Genomic DNA, 25786 nt, shown 5'->3' with positions numbered 1-25786 from the left:
GACATTATATTTTGGGTTCAAGAATTAAAGCTATAGATGTACTGAGAGGCTTTGCAGTAGCCATAATGGTTTTATGTAATAATCCTGGTAATGGAGATAGAAATTATGTTCAATTAAGACATGTGCCATGGAATGGACTAACTTTTGCTGATTTTGGATTTCCATTTTTCATATTGATTACCGGTATGGCTATTCCTATTGTAATGAATAGGAGGTTGTCTGAGAGCAATAATAAAAAATACGTAATTTTAAAAGTTTTTATAAGAAGTTTTATATTAATAATGTTAGGCATATTTTTAAATGGTTTTCCACTATTCGATTTTACTTCAATCAGGATTCCAGGGGTTTTGCAGAGAATCGGTATAGTATACTTATTTTCTAGTTTAATATACATATCAATAAAATGTAATACAAAGAAAGATAGTCAAGTTGTTGGTTCTTTAATTGCTGTTTCTTTGATAATAATTATAGGGTATTATCTAATATTAAAGCCTTATGGATTTGAAATGGAAGGAAACTTAGTCCAAAGAATTGACTCTAGATTTTTAAGTGGACATTTAGCCTTAAAAACCTGGGACCCAGAGGGAATCTTAAGTACATTAGCATCAATTTCTTCTGGAACTCTAGGATGTACAATTGGTTATTTTTTAGTATGTAAAAGCAAAAGTGATTATAATAGGGTTTTAAATATAGGAATTCTTGGGACAATCTCTTTAGTTGGTGCTTTTTTATTTAATAAAGTATTTCCTTTTAATAAAGCTATATGGTCTAGTTCTTTTATATTAGTAACAGCTGGAGCTGCAGCTTTAAGTATAGCTATACTATATCTAATTTGTGACATTTACAAAAAAGAGGGCTTGTTTAGACCTTTTACTGCATTGGGAAGTAGTCCTATTTTTGTTTATTTAGTTTCAGAACTTATACGAAAAACTCTTTGGAGAGTTCCTATATATGATAGTCAATTTAAAGAAGTTTTGGGCTTTTGTCCATGGATTACCTTTAAATTTATAACACCTTGGGCCGGTGAATGGCTTGATTCTTTATATTTTTCAATACTGTATGTTATTCTTTGGATGTGGATTATGAATAGGATGTATTCAAAAAATAAATATATAAAATTATAAGGGCTGCTAAAAGCAGCTTTTTTGTATTCCAAAAAATTGAATATTTTTATAAAAATAGCAGATAAAAGTCGCAATAAATATGGTACAATAAATATATAAAAGGTTTTCATATTAATATTTAACTAAATTTCCAAATTAGGAGTGCTTTATCATGAATAGGTTTTTTATAAAATTCGTGCCATACATTATAACTATATCTGTATTAGTCTTACACGTTATAGGCTATTTATTAACCGTAAATCTAGAAAAACATCATTATTTTTTGATATGGTCTTTTATAGCTTTAATTGATATGGCTTTTGCATTTCGATGTGGTAAGTTAATTCAAAGGCTTCACAAAGGGGTATACGAAGATGCGCTAACAAAAGTAAACAATAGGGGGTTCTTTTATTTAAAAATGAATGAGGAACTGGAAAAGTTAAAGAAGAAAAAATCTGTGGTATCTCTGCTTATGATAGATATAGACAACTTCAAAGTTATTAATGACACTTATGGTCATGTAATAGGTGATAAGCTCGTAACTCAGTTAGCAAATGTCCTATCTCTTAACATCAGAAAAGGAGATAGCATAATTAGATGGGGAGGAGATGAGTTTGCTATAATTCTTCCAGAAACCAGCCAGGAATATGCGTACAATACGGCAGAAAGAATTAGACAAATTATAGAAGAGTATATGTTCTGTTTTAATAGTATTGCAATTAAAATTACAATTAGTATCGGTATCGCATCTATAAAAGAAGAGTTAAGTATAGACACTTTTGTAGATTTAGCTGACTGCGCGCTATACAAGGCAAAGCAGACTAAAAATACTGTTATAAATTTGAATAACTTATAAGTTTACGAAAACAACATCTCTTTTTTAGTAGTAAATCTCATTTTAGTAATAAAGGAATTTTATTATAACAAGAGCCTGCATCTAATTATGCAGGCTCTTTTAAATAAAATCTTAAGAGTGCTATCAAATTTTTGTATTAAGGGCATTATCTTCGTTGTTACCCCCGTTTCTCTTTTCTTGAATAAATGTAACAGCTGCTGGGATAAGTGATATTACTATTATAGCTATCAATACATAAGAAAAATTATTCTTTATAAAAGGTAAATTTCCAAAGAAAAATCCTCCCCATAAAAATATTGATACCCATACAAACCCTCCCGTCATGTTGTAAACTATAAAATTAGTGTAGTTCATTTCACCAACGCCAGCTACAAATGGTACGAAGGTTCTTAGTATAGGGATAAATCTTCCTAATACTATAGTCAGTGACCCATTTTTTTTATAAAATTTACGAGCTTTATTTAGATATTCTTTATTTATATACTTTATATCTTCCTTCTCTAAAATCTTTCTTCCAATCTTTTTCCCTATATGATAATTTACAGTATCACCAACTACTGCAGCGATATAAAAAATAATAAACAAAGCAAAAATATCAAGTGCACCCATAGAGGCAATTGCTCCTGTAGCAAAAAGAATTGAATCTCCAGGTAAGAATGGAGTAATAACCAATCCAGTTTCACAAAATATAATTAAAAATATAATAGCATATGTCCACATTCCATAGTTCTGTAATATTACATTTAAATATTTATCAAGATGTAGTATTACATTAATGAAAGTTCCTATAATACTCATATCCTTCTCCTTTCGTTAAAACATAATTAATTACTAAAAAGCTTAGTAAGTTTCAATTTAATCTATTTTTATCATATTCTATGTTATCTATATAAGATTAAAATCAGATTAAAAAATACTTAGATTTATGTTAAGAAATTGTTTATTCAAGTTTTATTTTCTTGAAAAAGTCCAAATCAATAAAGGTAAAAAGGAATATGTGCAAAAGGGTCTGAAAAAGAATTAGAAGAGTATTTTTCATAAGATAATCACACAGTTCAAAAATCTGAGGATAGAGCTACAACACTCTATTCTCAAAGAATAATCAAATGAAAGAGAGAATATATATGAGCAAACAATATGGCGATCCGTTAACATGTGTCTGTGCGAGGGAGGAATAACTGGATGGCAACAGTAAAGCACCTGGTTAACTCCAGGTGCTTATTATATTTAAAATGTGTAGTTGTTAAGAAGATTAAAGAAGCACACCAGGGGCAATTGGTGTGCAAGGATTCTTATTGATACTAATCCCATTAGTCTTAATATCTTTCGGATTAGAAGAAAAATGGGAAGAAGAATGGCGATGGAAAAAAGAACCGATCATCAAAACGTGGGTGTCTACGTCTACGCCTGCGTCTTCTACGATGTTTTTGCCTGTATCCTGGATCATCAGATTCATCTAAATCATAATATTCATCTGGATCATCATATTCGTATGAATCGTAGTATTCATCCCTCATAGACATTTGATAGTTGCATAGGGGGCAAGAATACATGGGATAAGTAGGATAATTCATATTTCTAGGCTGATAGTAATTTTCAATTATGTCTTCATTATTGTCATTGTAGTGGTCCGTGTTATTCATGAGATACCTCCATAAATTTTACTACAATATTATATTATGGATAAATATATAAATTGTTACTAAAAGTCAAAAATAGATGGAGATTACTGTGGACGTATAAAAAGAAAAGCTGTGTGGCAACAGTGAAGGGGAGGAAACTCCCTTTTAATATGGGACAATAAGCAACTTGGGCTTACATAACAGGTTCGAATTCTGTTTGTTACAACAACTATCCCAATGGCATTGGTAGAAATGCTAGTGTTTATTTTTTTACAAGTTGTTAAAAAAGTACATAGTTATTTAATAGCAATGACATATTGGTGTAACAATTAGTAATTATAATAATAATTGTCATCCTAAGTCATGCACACTTTTAGGAGACGTTATATATCCCTTTTTACAAATTCCTATTTGCTAAAGCACTGGTAGAAATACCAGTGCTTATTTATTTTTAAATGTAACATTATAATAAATTAATCATATAATGAAATTGATTAGAATAAAATACATTAATTACCTCCACGTTGTAGTACTGGCAGAGATGTCAGTACTTATTATTTTTAAAGAAATTAGATAAAGTGAAACTTGAATCAGATGGAGTTTCGTCTACGACCCTGGGATTTGCCCGTTAAATGCCATTTAGGCATTTAACCCCCATCTGATTCTTAGCTGAACGAATCCAGGGATGTAGCCGCTCTTTACTCTCTCTTTTAGAAAAGCAGATATCCCAAATGTTAAGCAGGCATCCCAAATCTATGATTTGGAGATGATCGCTTACACAGAGTTACGATTTGGTGATAGTCGCTTTCACAGAGTGCGAGGGAGTATTAGAGCGAGTAGTGATCGGATAAAAATAAACTGCAGCTTAAGCTGCAGTTATCTTTAATTGATCTAGGTATATATTTATTATTAATTTTATCTATTGATAATATGGATAGTATGGATAATAGTAAGGAGTATAATAATAAGGTCTTTGATAATATTGTCTGAATTCATCGTCATTGATGCTATCATTATTGATGTCATCATCTCTATACATCATATGATCTCCACATTTACATTTATGGTCCATGCTAGATGGCATTGTTTGAGTAGGCATCATTTGAGCAGGAGAAACCTGTGATGGAGACATTTGAGTAGGCATCATTTGATTTGACATCATTTGATTTGACATCATTTGATTTGACATCATTTGATTAGGCATCATTTGGTCTGGCATCATTTGATTTGACATCATTTGATTTGACATCATTTGAGTAGGCATCATTTGATTTGGCATCATTTGATTTGACATCATTTGATTTAACATCATATGAGGTCCATACATCATAGGGCAGCAGCATATCATAGGACAACACATTCCAAAATGGTGATGTCCATGATGATGCTCATGGTGATGTTCTTCGTGATGTTCTTTGTTATGCCAACGAGTATCATCTAAATTTGAATTTTGATTAAGATCCTGGTCAAAGTTCTGATCAATGTCTTGATTTTCGTTTCTATACATTGATAATCCTCCATAAAATTTTTACACACAGTGTATAATATGCAGGATTCAAAATAAGGTTACAAAATTTTGAAAAGGAAGTGAGGGGTAATGAAAATAGGACAAGTAGTAAAGGAGCAGCAGCCAGAAGAACATAAGATATTAAAGAATAAACCAAGAAAGAAACGTAGGAGAGGAAAAGAAAGCCTCTCCAGTTAGCCTAAGTAACAAAAATCATAAAATATCAAAAGCAGTTGATAATGCATTAGAAGCATATTTTTAAGAGCTCATAACGGACTCTTTTTATGTAGAATATTAAATCGTACCAGTGGTTATTATAATAATTGAGGTGATAATATGGAACATAAGGATAAAGAAATTAATAATAAAGAAAACGAAATAGTAAAACAGTTAAATAATATGACGGCCTTCGGTATTGGTGGATTAGGTATTCTCCCAGCCGCAGAAAAGGAATTAGGAAATAAAGGTATAAAATCTGATAAAGAGAACTCAAGAGAGTAATTGCTCTCTTTTTTCATGTCCAAAATAAATGAATTTTGTTATATCATATAAACCTGTATCTGAAAGTAGATGTAGGCTTGTTTAAATTTATAAAATAAGAATACTATAAAGAAAAAATCATTTTCTTACTCTAACTATTTGGCCTTTATTTATCTGATGTAATACTTTTGTTGAAATTTTTGTTAATGAATAAGGTGAGCCTCCACCAGTATAAACGAGCTCATTTTCCATAACTTTTGGGTCAATTAAAAATATAGCTTCATAGCCAAATGACGGCACTCCTCCACATATGTATCCAGTTTTATCGAGTATTTCTTCAGGAGTTGCAGTTTTTGGAATTTCTATGTTTAATGCTTTTGCTACCCTTGATGTACTTACCCTATCTGCCCCTTTAACAATAGCAACAATAAGATTACCATTGTTATCTATTAAACATATACTTTTTATAATATCTTTTGGAGATGCATTAGCGGCAGATGCGGCCTCTTGTACAGAGTGGCAGGTATTCTCATAAATATATTGTTCTGCATCTATGTTATTCTCTATTATATATTTTTTTAATTTTTCTTCAAATTCTTTCAATTTTATCACTCCATTTCGATTTTAAATATATTTACAATAATATTTTGAAATAAATTACGAATATGACTTTATTTATTAATATAATTATATAGTTTTTACCAATGCGAATAAAGGAATTTTTTAAAGTATTCTCAGATTTTAATATAGATTGTTTTATTATTTCGATATCTTCATTCTCAACTTTTAATTTTCTTACTAAATTGTAAGGGAAACTTCTTTCTTGTAAGTTAAATGACATGGAGTAATGAAATGTAGTGATATATAATTTAAGCATGGTGATAATAAAACAGAGGAGAGATATATATGGAAATTCTAAAGGTTGAAAACTTAAACAAAACTTATGGAAAAGGTGAAAATATAGTTGAAGCGCTTAAAGATATAAATCTGTCAGTAAATAAAGGGGAATTTGTGGCAATTGTAGGGGCTTCTGGTTCAGGTAAAAGTACATTACTTCACTTGCTTGGAGGCTTGGATAGACCGACAAAGGGCAAAGTCATAATTGATGGTGAAAGTATCTATAACTATAAAGAAGAAAAGCTTGCAATATTTAGAAGAAGGAAGATAGGATTTATATTTCAATTCTTTAATCTAATTCCAGTTTTAGATGTTGAGGAAAACATAGCTCTTCCAGCACTATTAGATAATGATAAAGTGGATAAAAGCTATTTAGAAGAAATTATTGAAATATTAGGACTTAAGGAGAGAAAAAATCATCTTCCCTCCGAGCTGTCAGGTGGTCAACAGCAAAGGGTGTCAATTGGAAGAGCATTATTAAATAAACCTTCAATAATACTTGCAGACGAACCAACGGGAAACCTTGATAGTAAGAATTCAAAAGAGGTTATTGAATTATTGAAATTTACAGCTAGAAAGTATAGCCAAACATTAATACTTATTACTCATGATATTAATATAGCTTCAATGGCTGATAGAGTAATTACCATAGAAGATGGTGAAATTGTTTCTGATAAGTATCTAAGAAATAAATATGGTGCATAGTCAAGGTAAATTAATATCAGGATGTGGAATTAAGGAATACTAGGAGGTAACCCAATGATAACTAACTATGGACAGCTTACGGGCAAATATTTGAAGACTAATAAGAAAAGAACTTTACTTACTATTATAGGAATTATACTGTCAGTTGCATTGATATCTTCAATTGGGCTTTTCTTTAAAGGAATACAAAATGCCCAAATAGATGACGCTAAAAATTCCTATGGGTCATGGCAACTAGCCTTTAAAGAAGCAAACCAAAGTTTAATTTCTAAAATAACAAATAATCCCAAGGTTTCTAGAAGTGGATTTTATACAGTAGGTGAAGAAACTAAATTAGAAGGAAAATTAACTGTTAATGTTACAATAGCTACAGATAAGGCTTTAGAACTTCTCCCTTATAAAGTGAAACAAGGTAAGTTTCCAGAAAACGAAAATCAAGTGGCAATAGAAAAATGGGCATTAAGTCGTATTGATAAAAATGGCAAAATAGGAGATAAAATAAAGGTCAATGAAAAAGAATATACTCTTGTAGGTATATTGGAGGATAATATAGGGAGTCAAATTGAAAATAAAGGAATTTTATTAACTAAAAATAATAAAATCGATGAGTCAAAGTCTATGCTGCTAGTGGAAATAAGTCCAAAAGTAAATTTAAAAAAGGCAGTAAAAGAACTAAAAGGATTAACTGAAAAAGATAAAGTTGGAGAAAATACTTATCTTCTTATGATGCAAGGTGCTGGAGATAAAGCTTCGGGAATGGCTGGATTATATGCTACACTAGGTATAATCATTGGAATAGTAGTTGTATCGACTATAGCAGTTATATATAATTCATTTCAAATAAGTGTTGTGGAAAGAATAAAGCAGTTTGGCCTTTTAAGGGCTGTAGGAGGAACTCCAAAACAAATAAGAAAAATTGTATTAAAAGAGGCAACAGTTTTAGCTGCCATAGGTGTTCCTTTGGGGTTAGTATGTGGTATTATAGCTATATATGGAATAAGCTTTGCTTTTAAACTAATTGGTGGAGAATCGGTTTTTCCTATGAAACCAGTAATAGATCCTAATATTATGGCTATAAGTGGAGGTGTTGGCCTAATATCAATATATTTGTCAGCATTGATACCAGCAATTTTCGCTGGCAGGATATCACCATTAGTAGCCATAAGCAGTAGGACAGCTATAACAAAAGAAAAAATAAAAAGAAGAAAAAATAGAGTTATCGGAAAAGTATTTGGTTTTGAAGCAGCACTAGCAGTTAAAAACATAAAAAGAAATAAAAAGAGATATAGGGTAACTGTTTTCTCAATAGTGATAAGTGTTGTATTATTTATTACCTTTAAGTCTTTCATGGATATGACATTAACTATAGGAAAAGATGCTAATGAATCAAAAAACATCCACTTCTCAGTTATAAGAAATTCACAAGCCACAAAGGAAGAGGCATATATAAACGAAAAAATAAGAGATAATCTTAAAAGTGTAAATGATATAGATAAGATATATAAGGTTTATGATGCATATCATTTTGATATAGCTATAGATAAGAGTAAAGAAATTAAAGAAATTCAAGATATGGGTAAAGTATATAATAAGACTAATTCAAGTGATAATCAAAAAACTATTTTAAATGGATATACAGCAGTTTATGATCAAGGGGCTTTAGAAGCTTCTAAAAAATATTTAACTTCTGGTGATATTAATGTAGAAAAACTAAATAAAGAAAATGGAGTAATTTTAATTAGCAAAAATACAATATTCAATGATAAAACACAAAAGAAGCATGTAGGGCCAGTTGCTAATATAAAAGTAGGAGATGAAATAGATCTTCAATATAGCGAAATCGCAGGAGATAGCAATAAAAAAATTGAATTTGACAAAGCAAAGACTAAAAAGGTTAAAGTCATGGCGATAGTTGAAAATGAGCCTTTTAATTTCTGGGGATCACAAGAGGGGTTAAAGTTTATTACAACTGAAGAAGTTGCTAAAAAGTTAACTAATAAGAATAGTATTGAACCGGTAGGTTTAAATATTATAATCAAAGATGTTAAAAATGAAGAAGCAGCAAAAACAGAAATAGAAACCGCAATAAAATCAAATTCTTCATTAAGAGTAATTGATAATATAGAACAAAATAGAAAAACAAAGACTTCAATACTAATGGTAAAGATATTAATATACGGATTTGTTGTAGTTGTATCTTTAATAGGAAGTGTTAATATAATAAACACAATAACAACAAATATTATATTAAGAAAAAGAGAATTTGCTGCATTAAAATCTATTGGTTTAACTCAAAAAGGATTAAAGAAAATGATAGTTTTAGAAGGATTCATGTATGGTATAGTTGGTACTATATACGGATCAATAATAGCATGCGCCTTATCATTTTCAATGTATAAAGGTTTAGGCGGAGTGAGAGAGTTTGGATGGAATTTTCCATGGAGTGCAGTAGCCATTGCTGGCATCGCGGCTATAGTAATTGGGTACCTTTCAGTACTATCACCGCTTTCGAGGATCAGAAAAGAAAATTTAATTGAAGCTATTAGGGAAGATTTTTAATGTAATATAAAGAGTTAAAGAGAATTTGTGAGGGTATCAGATATTAATGTCATGGATTGCATAGTCCATGACATTATTTTTAGCATTATCTAGAAGATAGGATAAGAACTTAAGAATTACATATTTATATCTTCAATTTAATATATAAATCAAGTATTATTAAATTAGTTATGTTTCTAGAAAATTAAAAGAGGTGAAGTGTATGTACAAATTATTGCTAGTAGAAGACGATGAATCTCTAGCACTTGGTATAGAGTTTACATTAAAAGATGAAGGCTATGAGCTTTGTAGAGCATCAACAATATCTGAAGCAGAAAATTTACTTCGTCTAAATCAGTTTGATTTAATATTATTAGATGTTAATTTGCCAGATGGAAATGGATATGAATTATGTAAGTCCATAAGAACTAAAAGTGATATACCAATAATATTTTTAACTGCATGTGATGATGAAGTTAACATAGTGTTAGGACTTGAAATAGGTGGTGATGATTACATAACAAAGCCTTTTAGAGTTAGAGAGCTTCTATCAAGAATAAAAGCATCACTAAGAAGAAGTTCTAAAATATCATCTATAGGAAATAAGCTTATAAGTGGAAATATAGTAGTTGATAATGTAAAAGCAATAGTAAAGAAAAAGGACAAGGAAGTTATTCTAACAGCTCAGGAATATAGGCTTTTATTAATATTTATGAATAAACCAAAGGTCTTAATTAAAAGAGATGAAATATTAAATGAGCTAACAGAGGGGGCAGAGTCTTTTTTCGACGAAAATACATTGTCTGTTTATATCAAGAGAATAAGAGAGAAAATAGAAGATAGTTCCAAGGATCCAGAATATATAGTGACACTAAGAGGATTGGGGTACAAATGGGATAAGGATGTTGTTAAGGAGTAGATATGCATGAAAAAATATTTTATTAATCCTGAATTAAAATTAAGCTCTTCTATACTTCTATTTTTAATGATTATATTTTTATGTTTAGAATCTTTTATACTAAAATTACATCATGACGACTTGAAAGATGACTACATAAAAAGCTTAGGAGCTATTACTGTAAGAGTAATAAATAAAAATCCAGAGCTCGAAAAAGAAATTATACCGATTATTACAAGAGAAGTATCTCAAGAAGAGGCTGATAAAGGCAGGATAATTTTAAATCGATATGGTGTAAATAAAGATTTAGAAAGTGAAGTTTTTCCCTACGTTAACAAGAATATCAAAAAAAACAATTACAGTATTATTTTTTTGTTTATATTTATGTCTGCAATATTTTTCGTATTTAATTATTTTCAATATATATTCTTTTATAAAAAAATTAGAAAGTTAACTATTGGGGCTAAGAAAGTGATTGATGGGGATTATGACTTAGCAATTAATGAAAATAAAGAAGGAGACTTCTCTAAGCTAGCAAGCTCCTTTAATTCTATGAGAGAAATTATTAGGAATAATATAGATGCCCTTAAAAATGAAAAGCAATTTCTTGTTGACTTATTATCTGATATATCTCATCAGTTAAAAACTCCTCTGTCATCAATGATTGTATATAACGATATCTTACTAAGCAAAGATCTATCAAAGGAGCAAAGAGAAACTTTCTTATTGAATAATCAAAATCAGCTTAATAGAATGAATTGGTTAATCAAAAGCATGCTTAAGCTTGCTAAGCTCGATGCAAAAGCTATAGAATTTGTAAAAGAAAAGCAAAGCTTGAATGAGACTGTACAAGATTCAATAGATGCACTAGGGAGCAAAGCACTGCAAAATAATATTAAGATAGTTTTCAAGGAAATTTCTGAAGTAGTTTTTAAGCATGATAAATTGTGGGTTGAAGAGGCTTTAATAAATATTATCAAAAATGGCATAGAGCATACTGCACAAGGAGGAGAAATAATCATAGAATTATCAGAAAATCCCATTTATAGAAGAATAATTATAGCAGATACTGGCGAAGGAATTGACGAGAAGGACTTACCTCATATTTTTAAAAGATTTTATAAAGCAAAAACCTCAAGAAAAAGTGACTCTGTAGGAATTGGATTAGCTTTAGCAAAATCAATAATTGAAGCGCATAATGGGACAATTGAAGCACAAAGCAAGGCAGGAAAAGGAACAAAATTTATCGTCACATTTCTCAAATATTAAACATATAAATTGTTTAATGCTATAACTTTCGATATTAAAAAGGCTTGCATTAGATAAGATGATCAATGGGTAGATATTTAAACATTCTTTTTAAATATATCTACTTAAAAAATTCATAACAAATCTTATTACAAGCCTTTTTTATATGTCCTTATGTTTATTCAATATTTATTCTCAAGCTAATTCAAGGTTTATTTTTATCCGACTTTGCCCATTAAAAAGCTTATGATTAATATAATAAAAACCACAGTGGTAATTTTTACATATAAATAATCTTTTTCTTTTAAAAAGACAATAATTGAAACACCAACACGAAATACTGGAATTGCTATTAAAATCATCAATCCTAAAAGTATAATGGCATAGGGCTTAAAGGACAAACAACCAGATACTACGGCAGAAGGCGTAGTTGGATAGAAATTTTCCGGGTATCCACTGTGTCCAGATATTAAAAACATCAAGAGTCCTGTTAATATTACTGATGAACTCAAGAGAACTCCTATTCTCAAAGATTTACTTATTATAAGTTCTATTTCTCCAATATTACTTTCTTTCATTAGTGTCCTCCTATTCCTTTATAAATCATTTGTATTGCTACATAAGCTAGAAAAGGTATAAATATTTTTCTAATTGTTTTACTTTTCAGTTGCTGCATAATTCTAGCTCCTATTGTAGCACCTGCAAGTACTCCAAGGGCAACAGGGGCAGCAATCTTAGGATCTATATCGCCTCTAAGAAAATACACACCGGCACTAGCGGCAGCAGTTACTCCCATCATAAAATTACTGGTCGCACTAGATACTTTTAAAGGAAGTTTCATACATAAGTCCATAGCCATAACTTTAAAACTACCGCTGCCTATCCCGAGAAGCCCTGAAATAACTCCAGCACCATACATAACGCTAAAACCAGCTGGTACGCCATCTACATTATAAGCAACATTTTTTTGCAAAGCTTTATCATAGTATTCTCCATTTAACTTGAATTTCTTTGCTAAGGGATGAACTGGTACATTCTGAGGCAATTCATCTTTGCCTTTTTTTAGCATTGCAAAAGCAGAGTATAATAACAATATTCCAAAGAGAACATAAAGATAGTTAGGATTTATTAGGCCTCCTAAGAAAGCTCCTGTTATAGCTCCAGTAGTGGTAGCTATTTCAAGGAACATGCCTACTCTTATATTAGTTATTTTATCTTTTATATATGCTACAGCTGATCCACTAGAGGTGGCAATTACCGAAATAATACTTGCTCCAATAGCGTGTTTTATATCAACACCGAATAATAATGTAAGTGCAGGAGTAATTACAGTACCACCACCAAGTCCAAGAACGGAACCTACTACTCCAGCTATAACAGATATTATTAAGATTTTTAATGCTACTAATGACAAAACATCATCTCCTTTTAGTTTGAACAAATTAGCAAATTCAAGTATTATTATAGCAGGTAAGAATACATATTAAAAATATTAAATATATATCAATTCAATATAAAAATTGTATATCAGAGGTGATGACTTTATGGATATAAAACAGCTTAAATATTTTCTTGCAATAGCCGAAGAAGGGCAAATAACAGGAGCTGCGAAAAGATTAAATATTGCTCAACCGCCACTTAGTTACCATCTAAAACTGCTTGAGGAAGAGCTAGGCGTTAAGCTTGTTGAAAGAGGAAGTCGTAAAATTCAACTAACAGATGCCGGTAAAATATTACGTAATAGAGCTGAACAAATGCTAGAGCTAGCACAGTCTACAGTTAAAGAATTAAAGGATTTTAGTACTGGACTAAAGGGAACTTTATCTATCGGTACAGTATCCTCTTCTGGAGCTACACTTCTTCCAGAGAGGATAAAAAGCTTTCATAGCGAGTATCCTGGTGTAAGTTTTGAGGTATGGGAAGGAAACACTTTTAGAATATTAGAGATATTAAATAATGGTGTAATAGAAATTGGAATTGTGAGAACCCCTTTTAATACAGATGAATTTGAAGTAAGATTTCTATCAAAAGAACCTATGATAGCAGTATATGCTAAAGACTGTAACTGGCTTGAAGAAAACAAATCTATATCTCTTGCTGATTTAATAGACAAACCATTAATTATATATAGAAGGTTTGAAAAGATAATATCTGAGTCTTGTCTCAAGGTAGGATTTGAAGCAAAAATAATTTGTAAAAACGATGATGCGAGAACCACATTGTTATGGGCTCAATCCGGCATTGGCATAGCCATTGTACCTAAAACTGCATTGGAGCTTGTTAAGAGCACAAATTTAAAATATAAAGATATTAGTGAACCATCTTTAGAAACAAGCATAGCAGCAATATGGAGAAAAGACAGATACTTATCAACTGCAGCTAAACATTTTTTAGAATTCTTTGAGGTGTAACATATAAAATAAACATAAAACCTATTAAATGTTTTCAATAGGTTTTATGTTATATTAAAATATAATAAGCATTCAGCGATCAACTTATTTACTACTTGTTTAAAACCTCATTTTTTATAACTTCCAATACTCCATTTTCTCTATTGCTTTTAGCAGCAAATCTAGCATGTTTTTTAACTTCTTCAGGTGCATTAGCCATTGCATAACTGTAGTAAGCGGATTTAAACATTTCTACATCATTAAAATAATCACCAAAAACCATTGTCTCTTCAGCAGTTATATTTAACTTTTCTTGAATGTATTTAATTGATACACCTTTATTTACATCCTTATTAATAATATCAAGCCAAATTTGTCCAGATACAGTAATTTGAAGAGACTCTCCCCAAATTGGCTTAAATACATTGTTTGAATTCTCAGCAGATCCTTTAAAATCGCATAGTGTGAATTTTAAAATATCATCATCAACTTCATAAAGGTCATCAACAACTTCATATTTTAGATAATATCTTTCAACCTCATCTATAAAATTTTTATAGTTTTTCTCAATATATGCTGATTTTTTGCCACATAATATTATCTCACAGCCATCAAGTTCTCTTCCGATTTTAATAAGTTCCTTAACTACGTTCTTATCTAATATACTTGAGTATATTTCTTCACCTTCATAAAGTACAAAACTTCCATTTTCAGCGGCGAATATTATATCATTCTTTACTCTAGAAAATTTGTTTTCAAGATTGAAGTATTGCCTGCCACTTGCGGCAACGAATATTATATTTCTTTCCTTAAGTTTCTCTATTATATGAAAAAATTCTTCATTTAATTTGTCATGTTCATTTAATAATGTACCATCCATGTCACTTGCTATAAGCTTTATCATATAGATCAACCTCTTTCTTCCATAGTGTAGAGCTTTATTATAATATGACCTTTTTAAAAAATCCACATTTTAATGGCAAACCATCAAGATTTGCTGCAATTTAATATAAAAAAGCAAGTTATCATAAATAATGCATATAATAATAAAAAAGGAATATTGTACTTTAATAATTTAATGTGATATATTATAATTATAAATATTATATATTTAGGAGAAAAAATTATGCAGAACTTAATTATAATGTTTAAAACAACTTATCACCATCATTAGTAGAGACTTACGTCATGGAAAATAACCATAGATGTAGGTCTGCTTGAATTTATAGCAGTTGTATCTATGGTGATGATAGTTAATTTAGTAAATTATCACCCATGTAGGTACAAAACCTGCATGGGTTTTTTATGTAAATAAAATAGAAAATAATTCAGGAGGAATGAAAATGGAAAAACAATTTATTAAACCATCAACTTTACCAGGATTCATGGAGTTACTACCAGCGGATCAAATTGTATTTAATAATATTATGGATATTATTAGGAGTAATTATGAAAAAGGCGGTTTTATACCTATGGATACTCCTATAATCGAAAAGACAGAAATATTATTAGCTAAGGGAGGGCAAGAAACTGATAAGCAAATTTATAGATTTACTAAAGGAAGCAATGATATATCATTGAGATTTGACTTAACAGTTCCTTTTGCTAGATATTCTGCTCAGCATATGTCTGATTTAACTTTTCCATTCCGCAGATATCAAATAGGTAAGGTATTTAGAGGTGAAAGAAATCAGAAAGGACGTTACCGCGAGTTTTATCAATGCGACATAGATATTATTAACAATGGAGAATTAAGCATAGTTAATGATGCAGAGATTCCAAGCATAATATATTCAATATTCACAGAAATTGGATTAAGTTCTTTTAAAATACGCATAAATAATAGAAAAATCTTAAATGGATTTTTTAGCTACCTCGGAATTTTAAATGGTGTAGAGGTATTAAGAATCATTGATAAGGTAGATAAAATAGGTATGGAGGCAGTTTGCGGAGAACTGAAGGAGTTAGGATTAGATGAAGCTGCTGTTGATAAGATAATTAATTTTATTGATATAAAGGGAAGTAATCAGGAAATATTAAATTCACTAGCAGAGCTAAATATTGAAAATGAAGACTTTAAGCTTGGTCTAGATGAACTTTCTAAGGTTATTTACTATATTGGATGTTTTGGAGTTCCAGAAAAAAATTATATTATAGATTTAAAAATAGCAAGAGGACTAGAATACTACACTGGAACAGTTTATGAAACAATGCTTGATGATTACCCTAATATCGGATCAATATGTTCTGGTGGCCGTTACGAGGATCTAGCAGGGCATTACACTAATCAAAAGCTTCAAGGTGTTGGAATATCTATAGGGTTAACTAGATTGTTCTCTCAACTAAGAGAACTTGGAATCCTAAAAGAAAATGCCTCTTCATCTTTAACGAAGGTGCTAGTTGTCCCTATGGGAGAAACTATGGGATACTCAGTAGAAGTTGTTAAAGAATTAAGGGAAAATAATATTATTTCAGAAGTTTACTTAGAAAATAACAAATTTAATAAAAAACTTTCATATGCCAATAAGCTAAGAATACCATTTGTCATAATAATTGGTGAAGAAGAAGTTAACAGCAAAATATTAACACTAAAAGATATGAACACTGGTGAACAATTTAGTTTATCTATAGAAGAAATAATTAATAAAGTAAAATTATAAGCAGAATTTTTAAATTTCAGAGTAAATATCGAATAAATCTAAAAGCTGGCATGTATTAAGTGCCAGTTTTATTTTGATTTTTATAAATGCTTCCAAAATTCAAAGATTTTAAGATGTTTTAAGAATAAAAGCCATAAATTCCTTATATAATATTATGTATTTGTCTGTTAAAGCGAATAAATGAGATTATACGTAGCATTTGATTGTCTACGATATTTTAATATCAGACGAATTTATGTTATAATTTACTCTATATTTCTTATTTGTGTTAGGGGGAATAATTAATGGACAATGGTCCGAGTAGTATTTTACTAGAGCTATTATTGATTTTGGTTTTAGTTCTAATCAATGCTTTTTTTGCAGCCTCGGAGATGGCGATAGTTTCTTTAAACAAGAATAAAGTTAACCATCTTGCTGAAGAAGGTAATGTAAAAGCAAAGTATTTGCTAAAACTTTTAAATGAGCCTAGTAAATTTTTAGCTACAATTCAGGTAGGAATTACCTTGGCAGGCTTTTTAGCCAGTGCATCTGCAGCAACAAATATATCAAAACATCTTTCAAATGTACTGAATAAGTTTAGTATACCAGGAAGTAATGAAATATCTGTTGTTGTTATAACAGTGCTTCTGTCATATGTCACTTTGGTTTTTGGAGAACTGTTTCCAAAAAGAATTGCATTACAAAAATCAGAACAAATAGCTATGTTTGCAATTAAACCAATATTATTTGTATCTAAAATCACTTCTCCATTTGTAAAAATGCTCACAGCATCAACAAATATACTAGTTAAAATATTTGGCATGAATTTAGACAACCTTGAAGAAAAAGTATCAGAGGAAGAAATACGCTCAATGATTAAGGTTGGAGAAGAGAATGGAGTTATTAATGAAATTGAAAAGGACATGATAGATAGCATTTTTAAATTCGATGACACCTTAGCTAAGGAAATAATGACTCCAAGAATAAATGTATTTGCTTTAGAGTTAGGTACTCCAATTGACGAGCTCTTAAATCAAATATCGGAAGAACAATATTCAAGAATACCTATATATGAAAACGACATTGATAATATTATTGGTGTTTTATATATGAAAGATCTATTTATTCAATTAAAAAATAAAGATATTGAAAATATAAATATAAAAACTCTTCTGAGACAGCCTCATTTTGTTCCAGAGACTAAGAATATAGACGCTTTATTCAGAGAATTACAGAGTACCAATAATCATATGGCCATATTGATTGATGAATATGGAGGATTTTCAGGTATCGTAACAATAGAAGACTTAATTGAAGAAATTATGGGAAATATATTTGATGAGTATGATGAAAATACAGATTACATTAAAAAAATCGATTCAAATACCTATTTAATTAATGGGTTAATACCAATAGATGAAGTTAACGAAAGTTTAAATATTAACTTACCTTCAGATGATATAGACACTATAGGAGGATTCGTAGTGACACTTTTAGGAACTATACCTAAAGATGACGATGATAGCACTATTGAATATGATAACTTAAAGTTTAAGATTGAGAAGGTAAATGAAAAAAGAATAGAAGAACTTAAAGTTTATATAGGCTAATAAATATAATATAAATATTGTTTAGACATTGGATGCTGGGTTAAACCAGCATCTTTTTTGTTTAAAAGTAATTATTTAAATAATTAAAACATAATGAAGTTTTAAAAAACATAGCAAAAAAATTAGCAAATTTATCTTTATAAGTAGTTTTTGTTGCGAAAAATATCAATAAGCAAAATGCAGAGAAAATGTTTTGAAAAATATGCTAAAATATTGTAGAATAAAGTAGTTGCAATAGTCAAATGAGGTGAAATTAATGCTTGGATGGAAAAAAAATAAAGAAAACCTAGATAAGAAAGCTGCTTATAGACCACTTGAAAACGAAACTCTGCATAACATACAAAATGGAAATGAATTAAGTCTTTTAAAACACAATCAAAAATGCATAGTAACAAGAATAAACGATAAAATTGAAGAAACTGGTTTTGCAGCTGAAAACTTAATATCATTAACACAAGATATTGCTAAAAATGCTGAAATACAAAAGGAGTCTATTGAGAAGGTTGTCAATGAAATAAGTAATTACTCAGCATTAGCGGAGGAAGTTTTTGCAAGTACTGAAAACTCAAAACGTATAGCGGAACAGACAATGGAAATAGCTAGAGAAGGTAGTAATGCAGTAGACAGCTCTATATCAGCTATGAATGAAATTGAGTTATCCGTTCAAAATGCTAAAAAAGTAGTAAACGATTTAAGTTTAAAAGCAGCTCATATAAATGAAATGCTTGCAATTATTAAAGATATAGCAAATCATACAAATCTTTTATCTTTAAATGCATCTATTGAAGCAGCTAGAGCAGGAGAAGCTGGAAGAGGATTTGCAGTGGTTGCTCAAGAAGTTAAAAATCTTGCTCAGAGAAGTGCAGAATCAGCTGGACATATATCAAATACTATTAATGAAATAAATAATAGTATAGATGAAACTATAGGAGCCATGAATAAAAGCATGGACAAAGTATTAGAGGGAAGTAATATTGGGAAAAATACTAAAGAAGTGTTTAATAATATAATAAATGCTGTAAGTACTACTAGTGAGGTGGCAGAGGAAATCAATGCAGCGGTTTCAAAACAGACGGAAAGCCTTGAGAACATAATATCTTCTACAGAAGAAATGAATAGAACCTCAGAAAAGGTTATGGGCATGGTAGAAACAGCATCACTAAATACTCAATATACTAAAACTTCACTAAATATTCTTTCAAATGTTTCAAAGGATCTACAAAGTATATCTACTAAGCTTTTAGATAAGATTGAAACAGATGAGAAAGCTGAATTAGTGCTTACAACATTTTTAAGTGAAGCTCCATTAAGTTATGATCCACAGCTTGCAATTGATACTCAGAGTGGACAAATTCTATATAATGTACATGGTGGATTGCTGCTAATAAGTTCTACCGGAGAAATTACTCCTGGAATCGCAAAAAGCTGGTATGTTGAGGATGACAACTTAACATGGATATTTAATTTAAGAAAAGGCGCCAAATTTCACAATGGTAGAGAAATAACAGCAGAAGATGTTAAATATACATATGAAAGGTTATTAAGACCATCTTTAAAATCTCCTAATAGTTGGTTCTTAGAACAAATTGAGGGTGCAAAAGAGTATAATAAAGGAATTGCACAAGAAGTTAAAGGTATAAAAATACTTGATAGGTACAGAGTCTCTCTCAAACTCACAAGGCCATACACTGGATTTTTACTTAACCTTGGACAATATGTTTGCTCAATACTTGCTAAAGAAGATGTTGAGAAAGGGAACTTAACTGGCTGTGGTCCATATATTTTAGAAAGTACAGAAAAAGATAGGTGTGTGTTAACTGCTTTTAATAATTATTTTGGTGGTTCTCCATATGTTGATAAGATTATTGTAAGATTTGAAGGGCCAAAGTCAATAGAGAGCTTTATTGATAATAAATGTGACTTTGTTACAATAGATAATAAAAAGCAAATAGAAGAGTTATCAAAAGTTAAGAACTTAGATATAAAATACAAAAGCATAATGGGAACTTACTATGCTGGCTTTAATTTGCGATCAAATTCCATATTTGCAAAAGATAATGAAATTAGGAAAGCTCTTAACTTAGCGGTTAATAAAAAGAAAATTATAGATGAAATATTAGGAGGCCTTGGAGAGGAAGCTAAGGGACCTATGCCTCCAAATATGGTTGATAATAAGTATTTATCAGGCTTTAACTATAATCAGAGATCAGCAAAAGAAATTTTAAGTAGAAAAGGCACTTTAATAGGAAACTCGAAGCTTAAAATTTTAATTAGAGAGGAAAGTAACGAGACTATTTTTTATAAAATAACACAATCAATTATAAATGACTTAAAAGAAGTAGGTATTGAATGTACTTTGGAGAAGGTAAGTCCCGATAAATATCTTAATCCAGAATCAATAAATAGAAGTGATTTGTTCTTAAGCAGATGGATATCAGATACTGGAGATATGGATAATTTTCTTCAGCCTATGTTTAATCCTTCTAACTTTACAGACTTTACCGGATACAATAATCCAAAGGTTACAGAAATGATGGAAAAGGCTAAAGAAATTGTCAACCCTGATAAGAGAATTCAATTATATAAAGAGCTACAGCAAATCATAGTTGATGATTCACCTTGGATATTCTTATATCATCCACAGCTCGGACATATTTCAAGAGAAGGTGTAATTGGTGTAAGAATTAGTCCTCTTGGAATAGTTAGATATGAAGATATAATAATAGAAAAATAGTTACTCAAAATTAAAAGAGTACATACTATAGGGCTTCAAGGCCGAAAATTGACTTACACTCCGGACTATGTTTCCAAGCTTCAGTCCGTTAAGCAGAGAGCCAAAATCTGTGATTTTGTGCGAATCGCTTACTCATCTTACGTAAGGAAGAGGAGTTTCATATAAAACTTTTAGCCAATCTAAAGCTTAAGCAGATATCCCAAATCTTTGATTTGGTGATAGTCGCTTACACAGAGTGCGTGTTTTAGACGACCTAAGAACCTTCGAGAAACTCGCTATGCTCAGTCGGACCAACTTATCAATTAACATTGATAAGTCGCTCGTGAAAAGCCATTTAGGCTCTTCACCAACTCGAAGGTGCTAAGGTTGTCTTAAAACCCTTCACTAAGACTGACACAAAATTTTTAAATCTACCTTCAGCTTTGGAAACATAGCCCTTTGTGTAAGTCAATTTTCTAGTTTGAAACTCTATATTAGTATGCGCTCTTTTTAATGATGTATGGATATATACTTTTAAGAAATTATTTATTGGTAATTAAGTTGCTTGTTGTTTTGTACTCCTATGGTTATCTACAAACCATTCTATTAAATTGCGGGCTATACTTCCTTTAGCTGGTATTTTAGGAAGCTCTTCTACGCTATACCAATCTGCATCACTAATTTCTATTCCGTCTACTTTTATTTCACCACTACTATACTCACATGTAAATGCTACCATTAAAGAATCTGGAAAAGGCCAAGGCTGGCTGCCGAAATATTTTACATTCTTAACTTGTATTCCGATTTCCTCAAAAACTTCTCTAGCAACGCAAGCTTCAAAGGATTCTCCAGGTTCTACAAATCCAGCTATGACACTGTATACATCTTTATTAAAGTTAACATTATGAGCTAGCAGTAGTTTGTTATCCTTAACAACAGCAGTTATTATTGCTGGCGATATTCTTGGATAAACTATTAGACCACAGCTAGGGCAGACTTTTGCTCTTTCATCATCTTTATCCATAAGGGGAGAGCCGCATTTATTACAATACTTATAAGTTCTATTCCAGTTAAGTAAGTGAAGGGCTCTAGAAGCCAAATTAAATAGAGGAATGTCCAGTAATGCTATAAGTGAGCGAAATTTAATAAATTGAAGGGGCTCAACAATTCTTACTTGCTTGTCTAATTCTCCAAATATGTATTCATTATTATCTTCTGATATAAAACTATCTGAATTTATTAAACTAACTTTTAAGGAATCCATATCATCATCATCGATGAAGGATATGTGGTTGTCTTTAATTCTAACTAGCAGTTCATCGCTATTAAATATAAAATAAAATTTTTTCATCTTTAGTCACACCTTTTGCATTTAATTTATTATGTTAATAATACCATAAATAAATAATTATTTTCATTATTTATTTATCTAGTGGACAATCATTCAAATATTTTCACACTCAGTAAAAGTAATTCACACTAAATCAGTGCACAGAACAATAAACTGCTATGAATATTCTATGAACTCACTTACCTCAGACAATAGAAGAAACTACAAAAACTTTGGTAAGTGTTGACATTAGATATCTAACTGTATATAATGTATATATACAGTATATATTGACTGGAGGGTTGGTATAAAACAATGAATATAATTATTTCTAATTCATCACAGGAGCCCATATATGCACAAATTGTTACACAAATAAAGCAGTCAATTTTAAAAGGTGAGCTTTCAGAGGCTGAGGGCCTTCCATCAATTAGAAACTTAGCAAAAGAACTTCAAATTAGTGTAATTACAACAAAAAGAGCTTATGATGAACTTGAAAAAGATGGGTATATTGTAACAATACCTGGCAAAGGCACTTATGTAGCTGCACAAAATAAGGAACTTATGCGAGAAACTAGATTGAAGATGGTGGAAGAAAAACTTTTGGAAGCGATTACTGCAGGAAAAAGTATAAATTTATCTTTAGAAGAAATGAAAGAAATGCTTAAGCTTTTCTATGAGGAGGTTTAATAAATGGCACCAATTTTAGAAATAAAAAATTTGAAAAAAGATTTTAAGGATTTTTCTCTAAAAAATATCAGTTTTACTCTTGAAAAAGGATTTATTATGGGGTTTATTGGTCCTAATGGAGCAGGTAAAAGTACCACTATTAAATTAATAATGAATCTGCTAAAGAAGGATGCTGGAGAGATAAAAGTTTTTGGATTAGACAACGTCAAAAATGAAAATGAAATTAAAAATAGAATTGGCTTTGTCTATGATGAAAATTACTTTTATGAGGAGTTAACTATTTCTGAAATGAAGAGAATCATTGCTCCTCTATATAAAAACTGGAGTAATGAATGTTTTAATAGATATTTAAAAGAATTTACTCTATCACCTAAGAAAAAGATAAAAGAACTATCAAAAGGAATGAAAATGAAATTTTCTCTAGCTATTGCACTTTCTCATCAAGCGGAACTTATTATTATGGATGAACCAACTTCGGGATTAGACCCATTGATAAGAAATGAGTTGCTAGATATATTCTCTTATTTAATACAAGATGAAAATAAAGGCATCTTCTTTTCAACACACATTACATCAGATTTAGATAAAATAGCTGATTATGTAACTTTAATTAACGATGGAGAAATATTATTCAGTACGACTAAGGATGAAATTCTAGATTGCTATGGACTAGTAAAAGGAAAGAAAGAGTTTTTAAATGAAGATACGAGAAAAAATTTCGTTGGTATAAAAGAAAATCAATTTGGCTTTGAGGCACTAGTAAAAAATCGAAATAGTATAAACAGATTCATTAACAATGGTATCATCATAGAAAAACCGACTCTAGAAGATGTGATGTTGTATTTTACAAGGAGGGAGTTAAATGTTTAATCTTATCATAAAAGATATTTTGATACAAAAAAAGACAGTGTTATTTACCTTTGTATATATGCTATTTCTAATAGTGTTCCTCAAAGAAGCAAGTTTTGTTTCAGCAATGGTGATGATGAGCTATATTCTCGTCATAACAGGATTTTCACTAGAGGAAAAAAATAAATCAGATATTATGTTAAATAGTTTACCTATAAAAAGAAGAAATATTGTATTGGCAAAATATCTTTCTGTTTTTATATACTTTGGAATAGGGGTAGCTGCATATTTCCTTACAGCAATTGTAGTTAGGTTATTAGGATCTCCTATTACAATACATTCTGTTACTTTAGAAGAAATAATAGGTGCACTCTTTGCAATAACTCTTTTAAATGGTATATACATTCCTGTTCTCTTTAGGGTTGGATATACAAAATCTAGAGTTGTTATCTTTGTAATGTTTTTTCTTGTTTTCTTCCTGGGAGCAGGATTTACAAAAATAATAAGTAAGGCTCAAAGTAATATATTTATAAAAACTATAGTAAATTTCTTTACTAGTAAATCTGATATGCAAATATTAGTATATCTTTTAGGTGCTATAATAATCATGATTTTAGGCTCTTTCTTACTATCCGTTAAGTTATATGAAAGCAGGGAATTTTAAGTAAGGATATTCCAAATTTCATTAAAATGCCTTAATATAATATTAAACCTAATTTTGATAATTAATTAAATATTTTAAGGAGTAAGCATGAATAATTACACAGAGCAAGCTATAGATGAACTAAAATTATGGCAGAAAAAAATGTTAAAGAAACCATCGTTTACAAGTAAGGTAACTAAAGGGCTGCAAAACAAAGTTAATAACCTAATACCTGATAAAGCAAATATAGTAATTACAGAAGCAATAAAAAATACGGTGAAAGTAGTACTTCTAGGTTCTGAATTTACAACAAAGTTACCTCTAATGAATGTATCTTTAGAAGAAAGAGAAAGACTAGTTAAGGAAAAGTTAAATTCTTATAGAAAAGCTGCTGTTTTAAGTGGTGCAGGTACAGGAGCAGGGGGATTGCTTCTAGGATTAGCAGACTTTCCAATACTTTTAAGCATAAAAATAAAGTTTTTATTTGAGGTAGCAAGCTTATATGGTTTTAATGCAGCAAATTACAAAGAAAGATTATATATTTTATATATATTTCAGTTGGCTTTTTCAAGTCCTGAGAGAAGATCACGAGTTTATTTAGAAATTGCAGACTGGGAAAACTATGTTAAACATCTTCCGGAAGATGTAAATTCCTTTGATTGGAGAACTTTTCAGCAGGAATATAGAGACTATATCGACTTAGCAAAAATGCTTCAGTTAGTTCCGGGAATTGGAGCTGTGGTTGGAGCTTATGCCAACTATCAATTATTAGATAAGCTTGGTGAAACTGCAATGAACGCTTATAGAATGAGAATTTTTAAAGACAAATAACAAATGGGTTGTCTCATAATGTTATCTATATATTATGAGACAGCTCATTTGTTATTTTTAATGTCATTATTAAAATCTAAGCTTAGCTGTTGAATCTAATATAACTTCATAAACTCTTATTAATATGTAAACTAAAAAGTATTTTTAAAATGGCCATAATTAATAATATATATCGGATAAATATAGTAATGTGACAAATAATATTACAGTAATATAGTTAGAATAATTCAACAATAT

23 protein-coding genes are annotated in these 25786 nt (G+C 30.1%); 15 read left to right on the top strand and 8 right to left on the bottom strand.

Annotated elements, in window-relative coordinates; genetic code table 11:
- The first annotated feature begins 11 nt into the window (after positions 1 to 11).
- Complete coding sequence (locus I6U51_RS02445) at positions 12 to 1124, top strand: acyltransferase family protein (RefSeq protein ID WP_211141009.1); 1113 nt, start codon at positions 12 to 14, stop codon at positions 1122 to 1124.
- A 151-nt stretch (positions 1125 to 1275) separates the two neighbouring features.
- Positions 1276 to 1959: a GGDEF domain-containing protein gene (locus I6U51_RS02440; protein ID WP_211141008.1), complete on the top strand. Its 684-nt coding sequence runs from the start codon at positions 1276 to 1278 to the stop codon at positions 1957 to 1959.
- 123 nt (positions 1960 to 2082) lie between these two features.
- Here I6U51_RS02440 and I6U51_RS02435 read toward each other — a convergent pair whose 3' ends face one another.
- From I6U51_RS02435 to I6U51_RS02425, 3 genes are all read right to left on the bottom strand, one after another.
- The gene (locus I6U51_RS02435) at positions 2083 to 2757 is read right to left on the bottom strand and encodes a DedA family protein (RefSeq protein ID WP_211141007.1); all 675 of its coding nucleotides are present in this window, start codon (positions 2755 to 2757) and stop codon (positions 2083 to 2085) included.
- A 533-nt stretch (positions 2758 to 3290) separates the two neighbouring features.
- Entirely contained in the window at positions 3291 to 3602 is a 312-nt protein-coding gene (locus I6U51_RS02430) for a hypothetical protein (protein WP_211141006.1), read from the bottom strand.
- An 898-nt stretch (positions 3603 to 4500) separates the two neighbouring features.
- On the bottom strand, positions 4501 to 5088 hold the full coding sequence (locus tag I6U51_RS02425; RefSeq protein ID WP_211141005.1) for a hypothetical protein: 588 nt from the start codon (positions 5086 to 5088) through the stop codon (positions 4501 to 4503).
- Between the two features lie 336 nt (positions 5089 to 5424).
- Between I6U51_RS02425 and I6U51_RS02420 the strand changes: the two genes are divergently transcribed.
- Complete coding sequence (locus tag I6U51_RS02420) at positions 5425 to 5589, top strand: hypothetical protein (protein ID WP_211141004.1); 165 nt, start codon at positions 5425 to 5427, stop codon at positions 5587 to 5589.
- A gap of 117 nt (positions 5590 to 5706) precedes the next feature.
- Here the strand turns inward: I6U51_RS02420 and I6U51_RS02415 are convergent, their stop codons facing one another.
- Positions 5707 to 6171, bottom strand: a complete 465-nt coding sequence (locus I6U51_RS02415) for an aminoacyl-tRNA deacylase (protein WP_246517033.1) — start codon at positions 6169 to 6171, stop codon at positions 5707 to 5709.
- A gap of 303 nt (positions 6172 to 6474) precedes the next feature.
- Here I6U51_RS02415 and I6U51_RS02410 point away from each other — a divergent pair, with 303 nt between their 5' ends.
- The 4 genes from I6U51_RS02410 to I6U51_RS02395 all read left to right on the top strand — a co-directional run bounded on the left by I6U51_RS02410 (position 6475) and on the right by I6U51_RS02395 (position 11875).
- Complete coding sequence (locus I6U51_RS02410) at positions 6475 to 7170, top strand: ABC transporter ATP-binding protein (protein ID WP_211141003.1); 696 nt, start codon at positions 6475 to 6477, stop codon at positions 7168 to 7170.
- A gap of 54 nt (positions 7171 to 7224) precedes the next feature.
- Complete coding sequence (locus tag I6U51_RS02405) at positions 7225 to 9729, top strand: ABC transporter permease (RefSeq protein WP_211141002.1); 2505 nt, start codon at positions 7225 to 7227, stop codon at positions 9727 to 9729.
- A 202-nt stretch (positions 9730 to 9931) separates the two neighbouring features.
- Positions 9932 to 10627, top strand: a complete 696-nt coding sequence (locus tag I6U51_RS02400; protein WP_211141001.1) for a response regulator transcription factor — start codon at positions 9932 to 9934, stop codon at positions 10625 to 10627.
- Positions 10628 to 10633: 6 nt separating this feature from the next.
- A complete protein-coding gene (locus I6U51_RS02395) occupies positions 10634 to 11875 on the top strand; it encodes a HAMP domain-containing sensor histidine kinase (RefSeq protein ID WP_211141000.1) in 1242 nt (413 codons plus the stop codon).
- 197 nt (positions 11876 to 12072) lie between these two features.
- Here the strand turns inward: I6U51_RS02395 and I6U51_RS02390 are convergent, their stop codons facing one another.
- Positions 12073 to 12432, bottom strand: coding sequence for a DUF1634 domain-containing protein (locus I6U51_RS02390; RefSeq protein ID WP_211140999.1), 360 nt, complete (start codon positions 12430 to 12432; stop codon positions 12073 to 12075).
- Positions 12432 to 13268 (bottom strand): sulfite exporter TauE/SafE family protein, encoded by an 837-nt coding sequence (locus tag I6U51_RS02385; RefSeq protein WP_211140998.1) that lies wholly within the window; start codon positions 13266 to 13268, stop codon positions 12432 to 12434. Before I6U51_RS02385 ends, I6U51_RS02390 begins: the two co-directional genes overlap by 1 nt.
- A 130-nt stretch (positions 13269 to 13398) precedes the next feature.
- Here I6U51_RS02385 and I6U51_RS02380 point away from each other — a divergent pair, with 130 nt between their 5' ends.
- Complete coding sequence (locus I6U51_RS02380; RefSeq protein WP_211140997.1) at positions 13399 to 14265, top strand: LysR family transcriptional regulator; 867 nt, start codon at positions 13399 to 13401, stop codon at positions 14263 to 14265.
- A gap of 91 nt (positions 14266 to 14356) precedes the next feature.
- Here I6U51_RS02380 and I6U51_RS02375 read toward each other — a convergent pair whose 3' ends face one another.
- Positions 14357 to 15148 (bottom strand): Cof-type HAD-IIB family hydrolase, encoded by a 792-nt coding sequence (locus I6U51_RS02375; RefSeq protein WP_211140996.1) that lies wholly within the window; start codon positions 15146 to 15148, stop codon positions 14357 to 14359.
- 439 nt (positions 15149 to 15587) lie between these two features.
- Between I6U51_RS02375 and hisS the strand changes: the two genes are divergently transcribed.
- The 3 genes from hisS to I6U51_RS02360 all read left to right on the top strand — a co-directional run bounded on the left by hisS (position 15588) and on the right by I6U51_RS02360 (position 21227).
- Positions 15588 to 16904: a histidine--tRNA ligase gene (hisS, locus tag I6U51_RS02370; RefSeq protein ID WP_211140995.1), complete on the top strand. Its 1317-nt coding sequence runs from the start codon at positions 15588 to 15590 to the stop codon at positions 16902 to 16904.
- A 284-nt stretch (positions 16905 to 17188) separates the two neighbouring features.
- Positions 17189 to 18493, top strand: a complete 1305-nt coding sequence (locus I6U51_RS02365) for a hemolysin family protein (RefSeq protein ID WP_211140994.1) — start codon at positions 17189 to 17191, stop codon at positions 18491 to 18493.
- Positions 18494 to 18749: 256 nt separating this feature from the next.
- Positions 18750 to 21227 carry an ABC transporter substrate-binding protein gene (locus I6U51_RS02360; RefSeq protein ID WP_211140993.1) on the top strand — a complete coding sequence of 826 codons (2478 nt, stop codon included), beginning with the start codon at positions 18750 to 18752 and terminating at the stop codon, positions 21225 to 21227.
- Between the two features lie 535 nt (positions 21228 to 21762).
- Here the strand turns inward: I6U51_RS02360 and nudC are convergent.
- Positions 21763 to 22557, bottom strand: a complete 795-nt coding sequence (nudC, locus tag I6U51_RS02355) for an NAD(+) diphosphatase (protein ID WP_246517032.1) — start codon at positions 22555 to 22557, stop codon at positions 21763 to 21765.
- 294 nt (positions 22558 to 22851) lie between these two features.
- On the opposite strand from nudC, the gene I6U51_RS02350 reads away from it, so the two are divergent.
- The 4 genes from I6U51_RS02350 to I6U51_RS02335 all read left to right on the top strand — a co-directional run bounded on the left by I6U51_RS02350 (position 22852) and on the right by I6U51_RS02335 (position 25549).
- Positions 22852 to 23226: a GntR family transcriptional regulator gene (locus I6U51_RS02350; RefSeq protein WP_211140992.1), complete on the top strand. Its 375-nt coding sequence runs from the start codon at positions 22852 to 22854 to the stop codon at positions 23224 to 23226.
- Positions 23227 to 23229: 3 nt separating this feature from the next.
- On the top strand, positions 23230 to 24096 hold the full coding sequence (locus tag I6U51_RS02345; protein ID WP_211140991.1) for an ABC transporter ATP-binding protein: 867 nt from the start codon (positions 23230 to 23232) through the stop codon (positions 24094 to 24096).
- Entirely contained in the window at positions 24089 to 24739 is a 651-nt protein-coding gene (locus I6U51_RS02340; RefSeq protein ID WP_211140990.1) for an ABC-2 transporter permease, read from the top strand. The genes I6U51_RS02345 and I6U51_RS02340 overlap by 8 nt, the downstream gene beginning before the upstream one ends.
- A gap of 87 nt (positions 24740 to 24826) precedes the next feature.
- Entirely contained in the window at positions 24827 to 25549 is a 723-nt protein-coding gene (locus I6U51_RS02335) for an EcsC family protein (protein ID WP_211140989.1), read from the top strand.
- The last annotated feature ends 237 nt before the right edge of the window (positions 25550 to 25786 follow it).

This window comes from Clostridium aciditolerans, assembly GCF_016316925.1.
GTDB classification, from domain to species: domain Bacteria; phylum Bacillota; class Clostridia; order Clostridiales; family Clostridiaceae; genus Clostridium_AM; species Clostridium_AM aciditolerans.
Note: the sequence above shows the minus strand (reverse complement) of the source record. Positions and strands in the feature narration are given on the sequence as shown.

Coding starts and splice junctions, on each gene's coding strand:
- I6U51_RS02440 (WP_211141008.1), top strand. CDS start 1,276: ATGAATAGGTTTTTTATAAAATTCGTGCCATACATTATAACTATATCT.
- I6U51_RS02435 (WP_211141007.1), bottom strand. CDS start 2,757: ATGAGTATTATAGGAACTTTCATTAATGTAATACTACATCTTGATAAA.
- I6U51_RS02430 (WP_211141006.1), bottom strand. CDS start 3,602: ATGAATAACACGGACCACTACAATGACAATAATGAAGACATAATTGAA.
- I6U51_RS02425 (WP_211141005.1), bottom strand. CDS start 5,088: ATGTATAGAAACGAAAATCAAGACATTGATCAGAACTTTGACCAGGAT.
- I6U51_RS02420 (WP_211141004.1), top strand. CDS start 5,425: ATGGAACATAAGGATAAAGAAATTAATAATAAAGAAAACGAAATAGTA.
- I6U51_RS02410 (WP_211141003.1), top strand. CDS start 6,475: ATGGAAATTCTAAAGGTTGAAAACTTAAACAAAACTTATGGAAAAGGT.
- I6U51_RS02405 (WP_211141002.1), top strand. CDS start 7,225: ATGATAACTAACTATGGACAGCTTACGGGCAAATATTTGAAGACTAAT.
- I6U51_RS02400 (WP_211141001.1), top strand. CDS start 9,932: ATGTACAAATTATTGCTAGTAGAAGACGATGAATCTCTAGCACTTGGT.
- I6U51_RS02395 (WP_211141000.1), top strand. CDS start 10,634: ATGAAAAAATATTTTATTAATCCTGAATTAAAATTAAGCTCTTCTATA.
- I6U51_RS02390 (WP_211140999.1), bottom strand. CDS start 12,432: ATGAAAGAAAGTAATATTGGAGAAATAGAACTTATAATAAGTAAATCT.
- I6U51_RS02380 (WP_211140997.1), top strand. CDS start 13,399: ATGGATATAAAACAGCTTAAATATTTTCTTGCAATAGCCGAAGAAGGG.
- I6U51_RS02375 (WP_211140996.1), bottom strand. CDS start 15,148: ATGATAAAGCTTATAGCAAGTGACATGGATGGTACATTATTAAATGAA.
- hisS (WP_211140995.1), top strand. CDS start 15,588: ATGGAAAAACAATTTATTAAACCATCAACTTTACCAGGATTCATGGAG.
- I6U51_RS02365 (WP_211140994.1), top strand. CDS start 17,189: ATGGACAATGGTCCGAGTAGTATTTTACTAGAGCTATTATTGATTTTG.
- I6U51_RS02360 (WP_211140993.1), top strand. CDS start 18,750: ATGCTTGGATGGAAAAAAAATAAAGAAAACCTAGATAAGAAAGCTGCT.
- nudC (WP_246517032.1), bottom strand. CDS start 22,557: ATGAAAAAATTTTATTTTATATTTAATAGCGATGAACTGCTAGTTAGA.
- I6U51_RS02350 (WP_211140992.1), top strand. CDS start 22,852: ATGAATATAATTATTTCTAATTCATCACAGGAGCCCATATATGCACAA.
- I6U51_RS02345 (WP_211140991.1), top strand. CDS start 23,230: ATGGCACCAATTTTAGAAATAAAAAATTTGAAAAAAGATTTTAAGGAT.
- I6U51_RS02340 (WP_211140990.1), top strand. CDS start 24,089: ATGTTTAATCTTATCATAAAAGATATTTTGATACAAAAAAAGACAGTG.
- I6U51_RS02335 (WP_211140989.1), top strand. CDS start 24,827: ATGAATAATTACACAGAGCAAGCTATAGATGAACTAAAATTATGGCAG.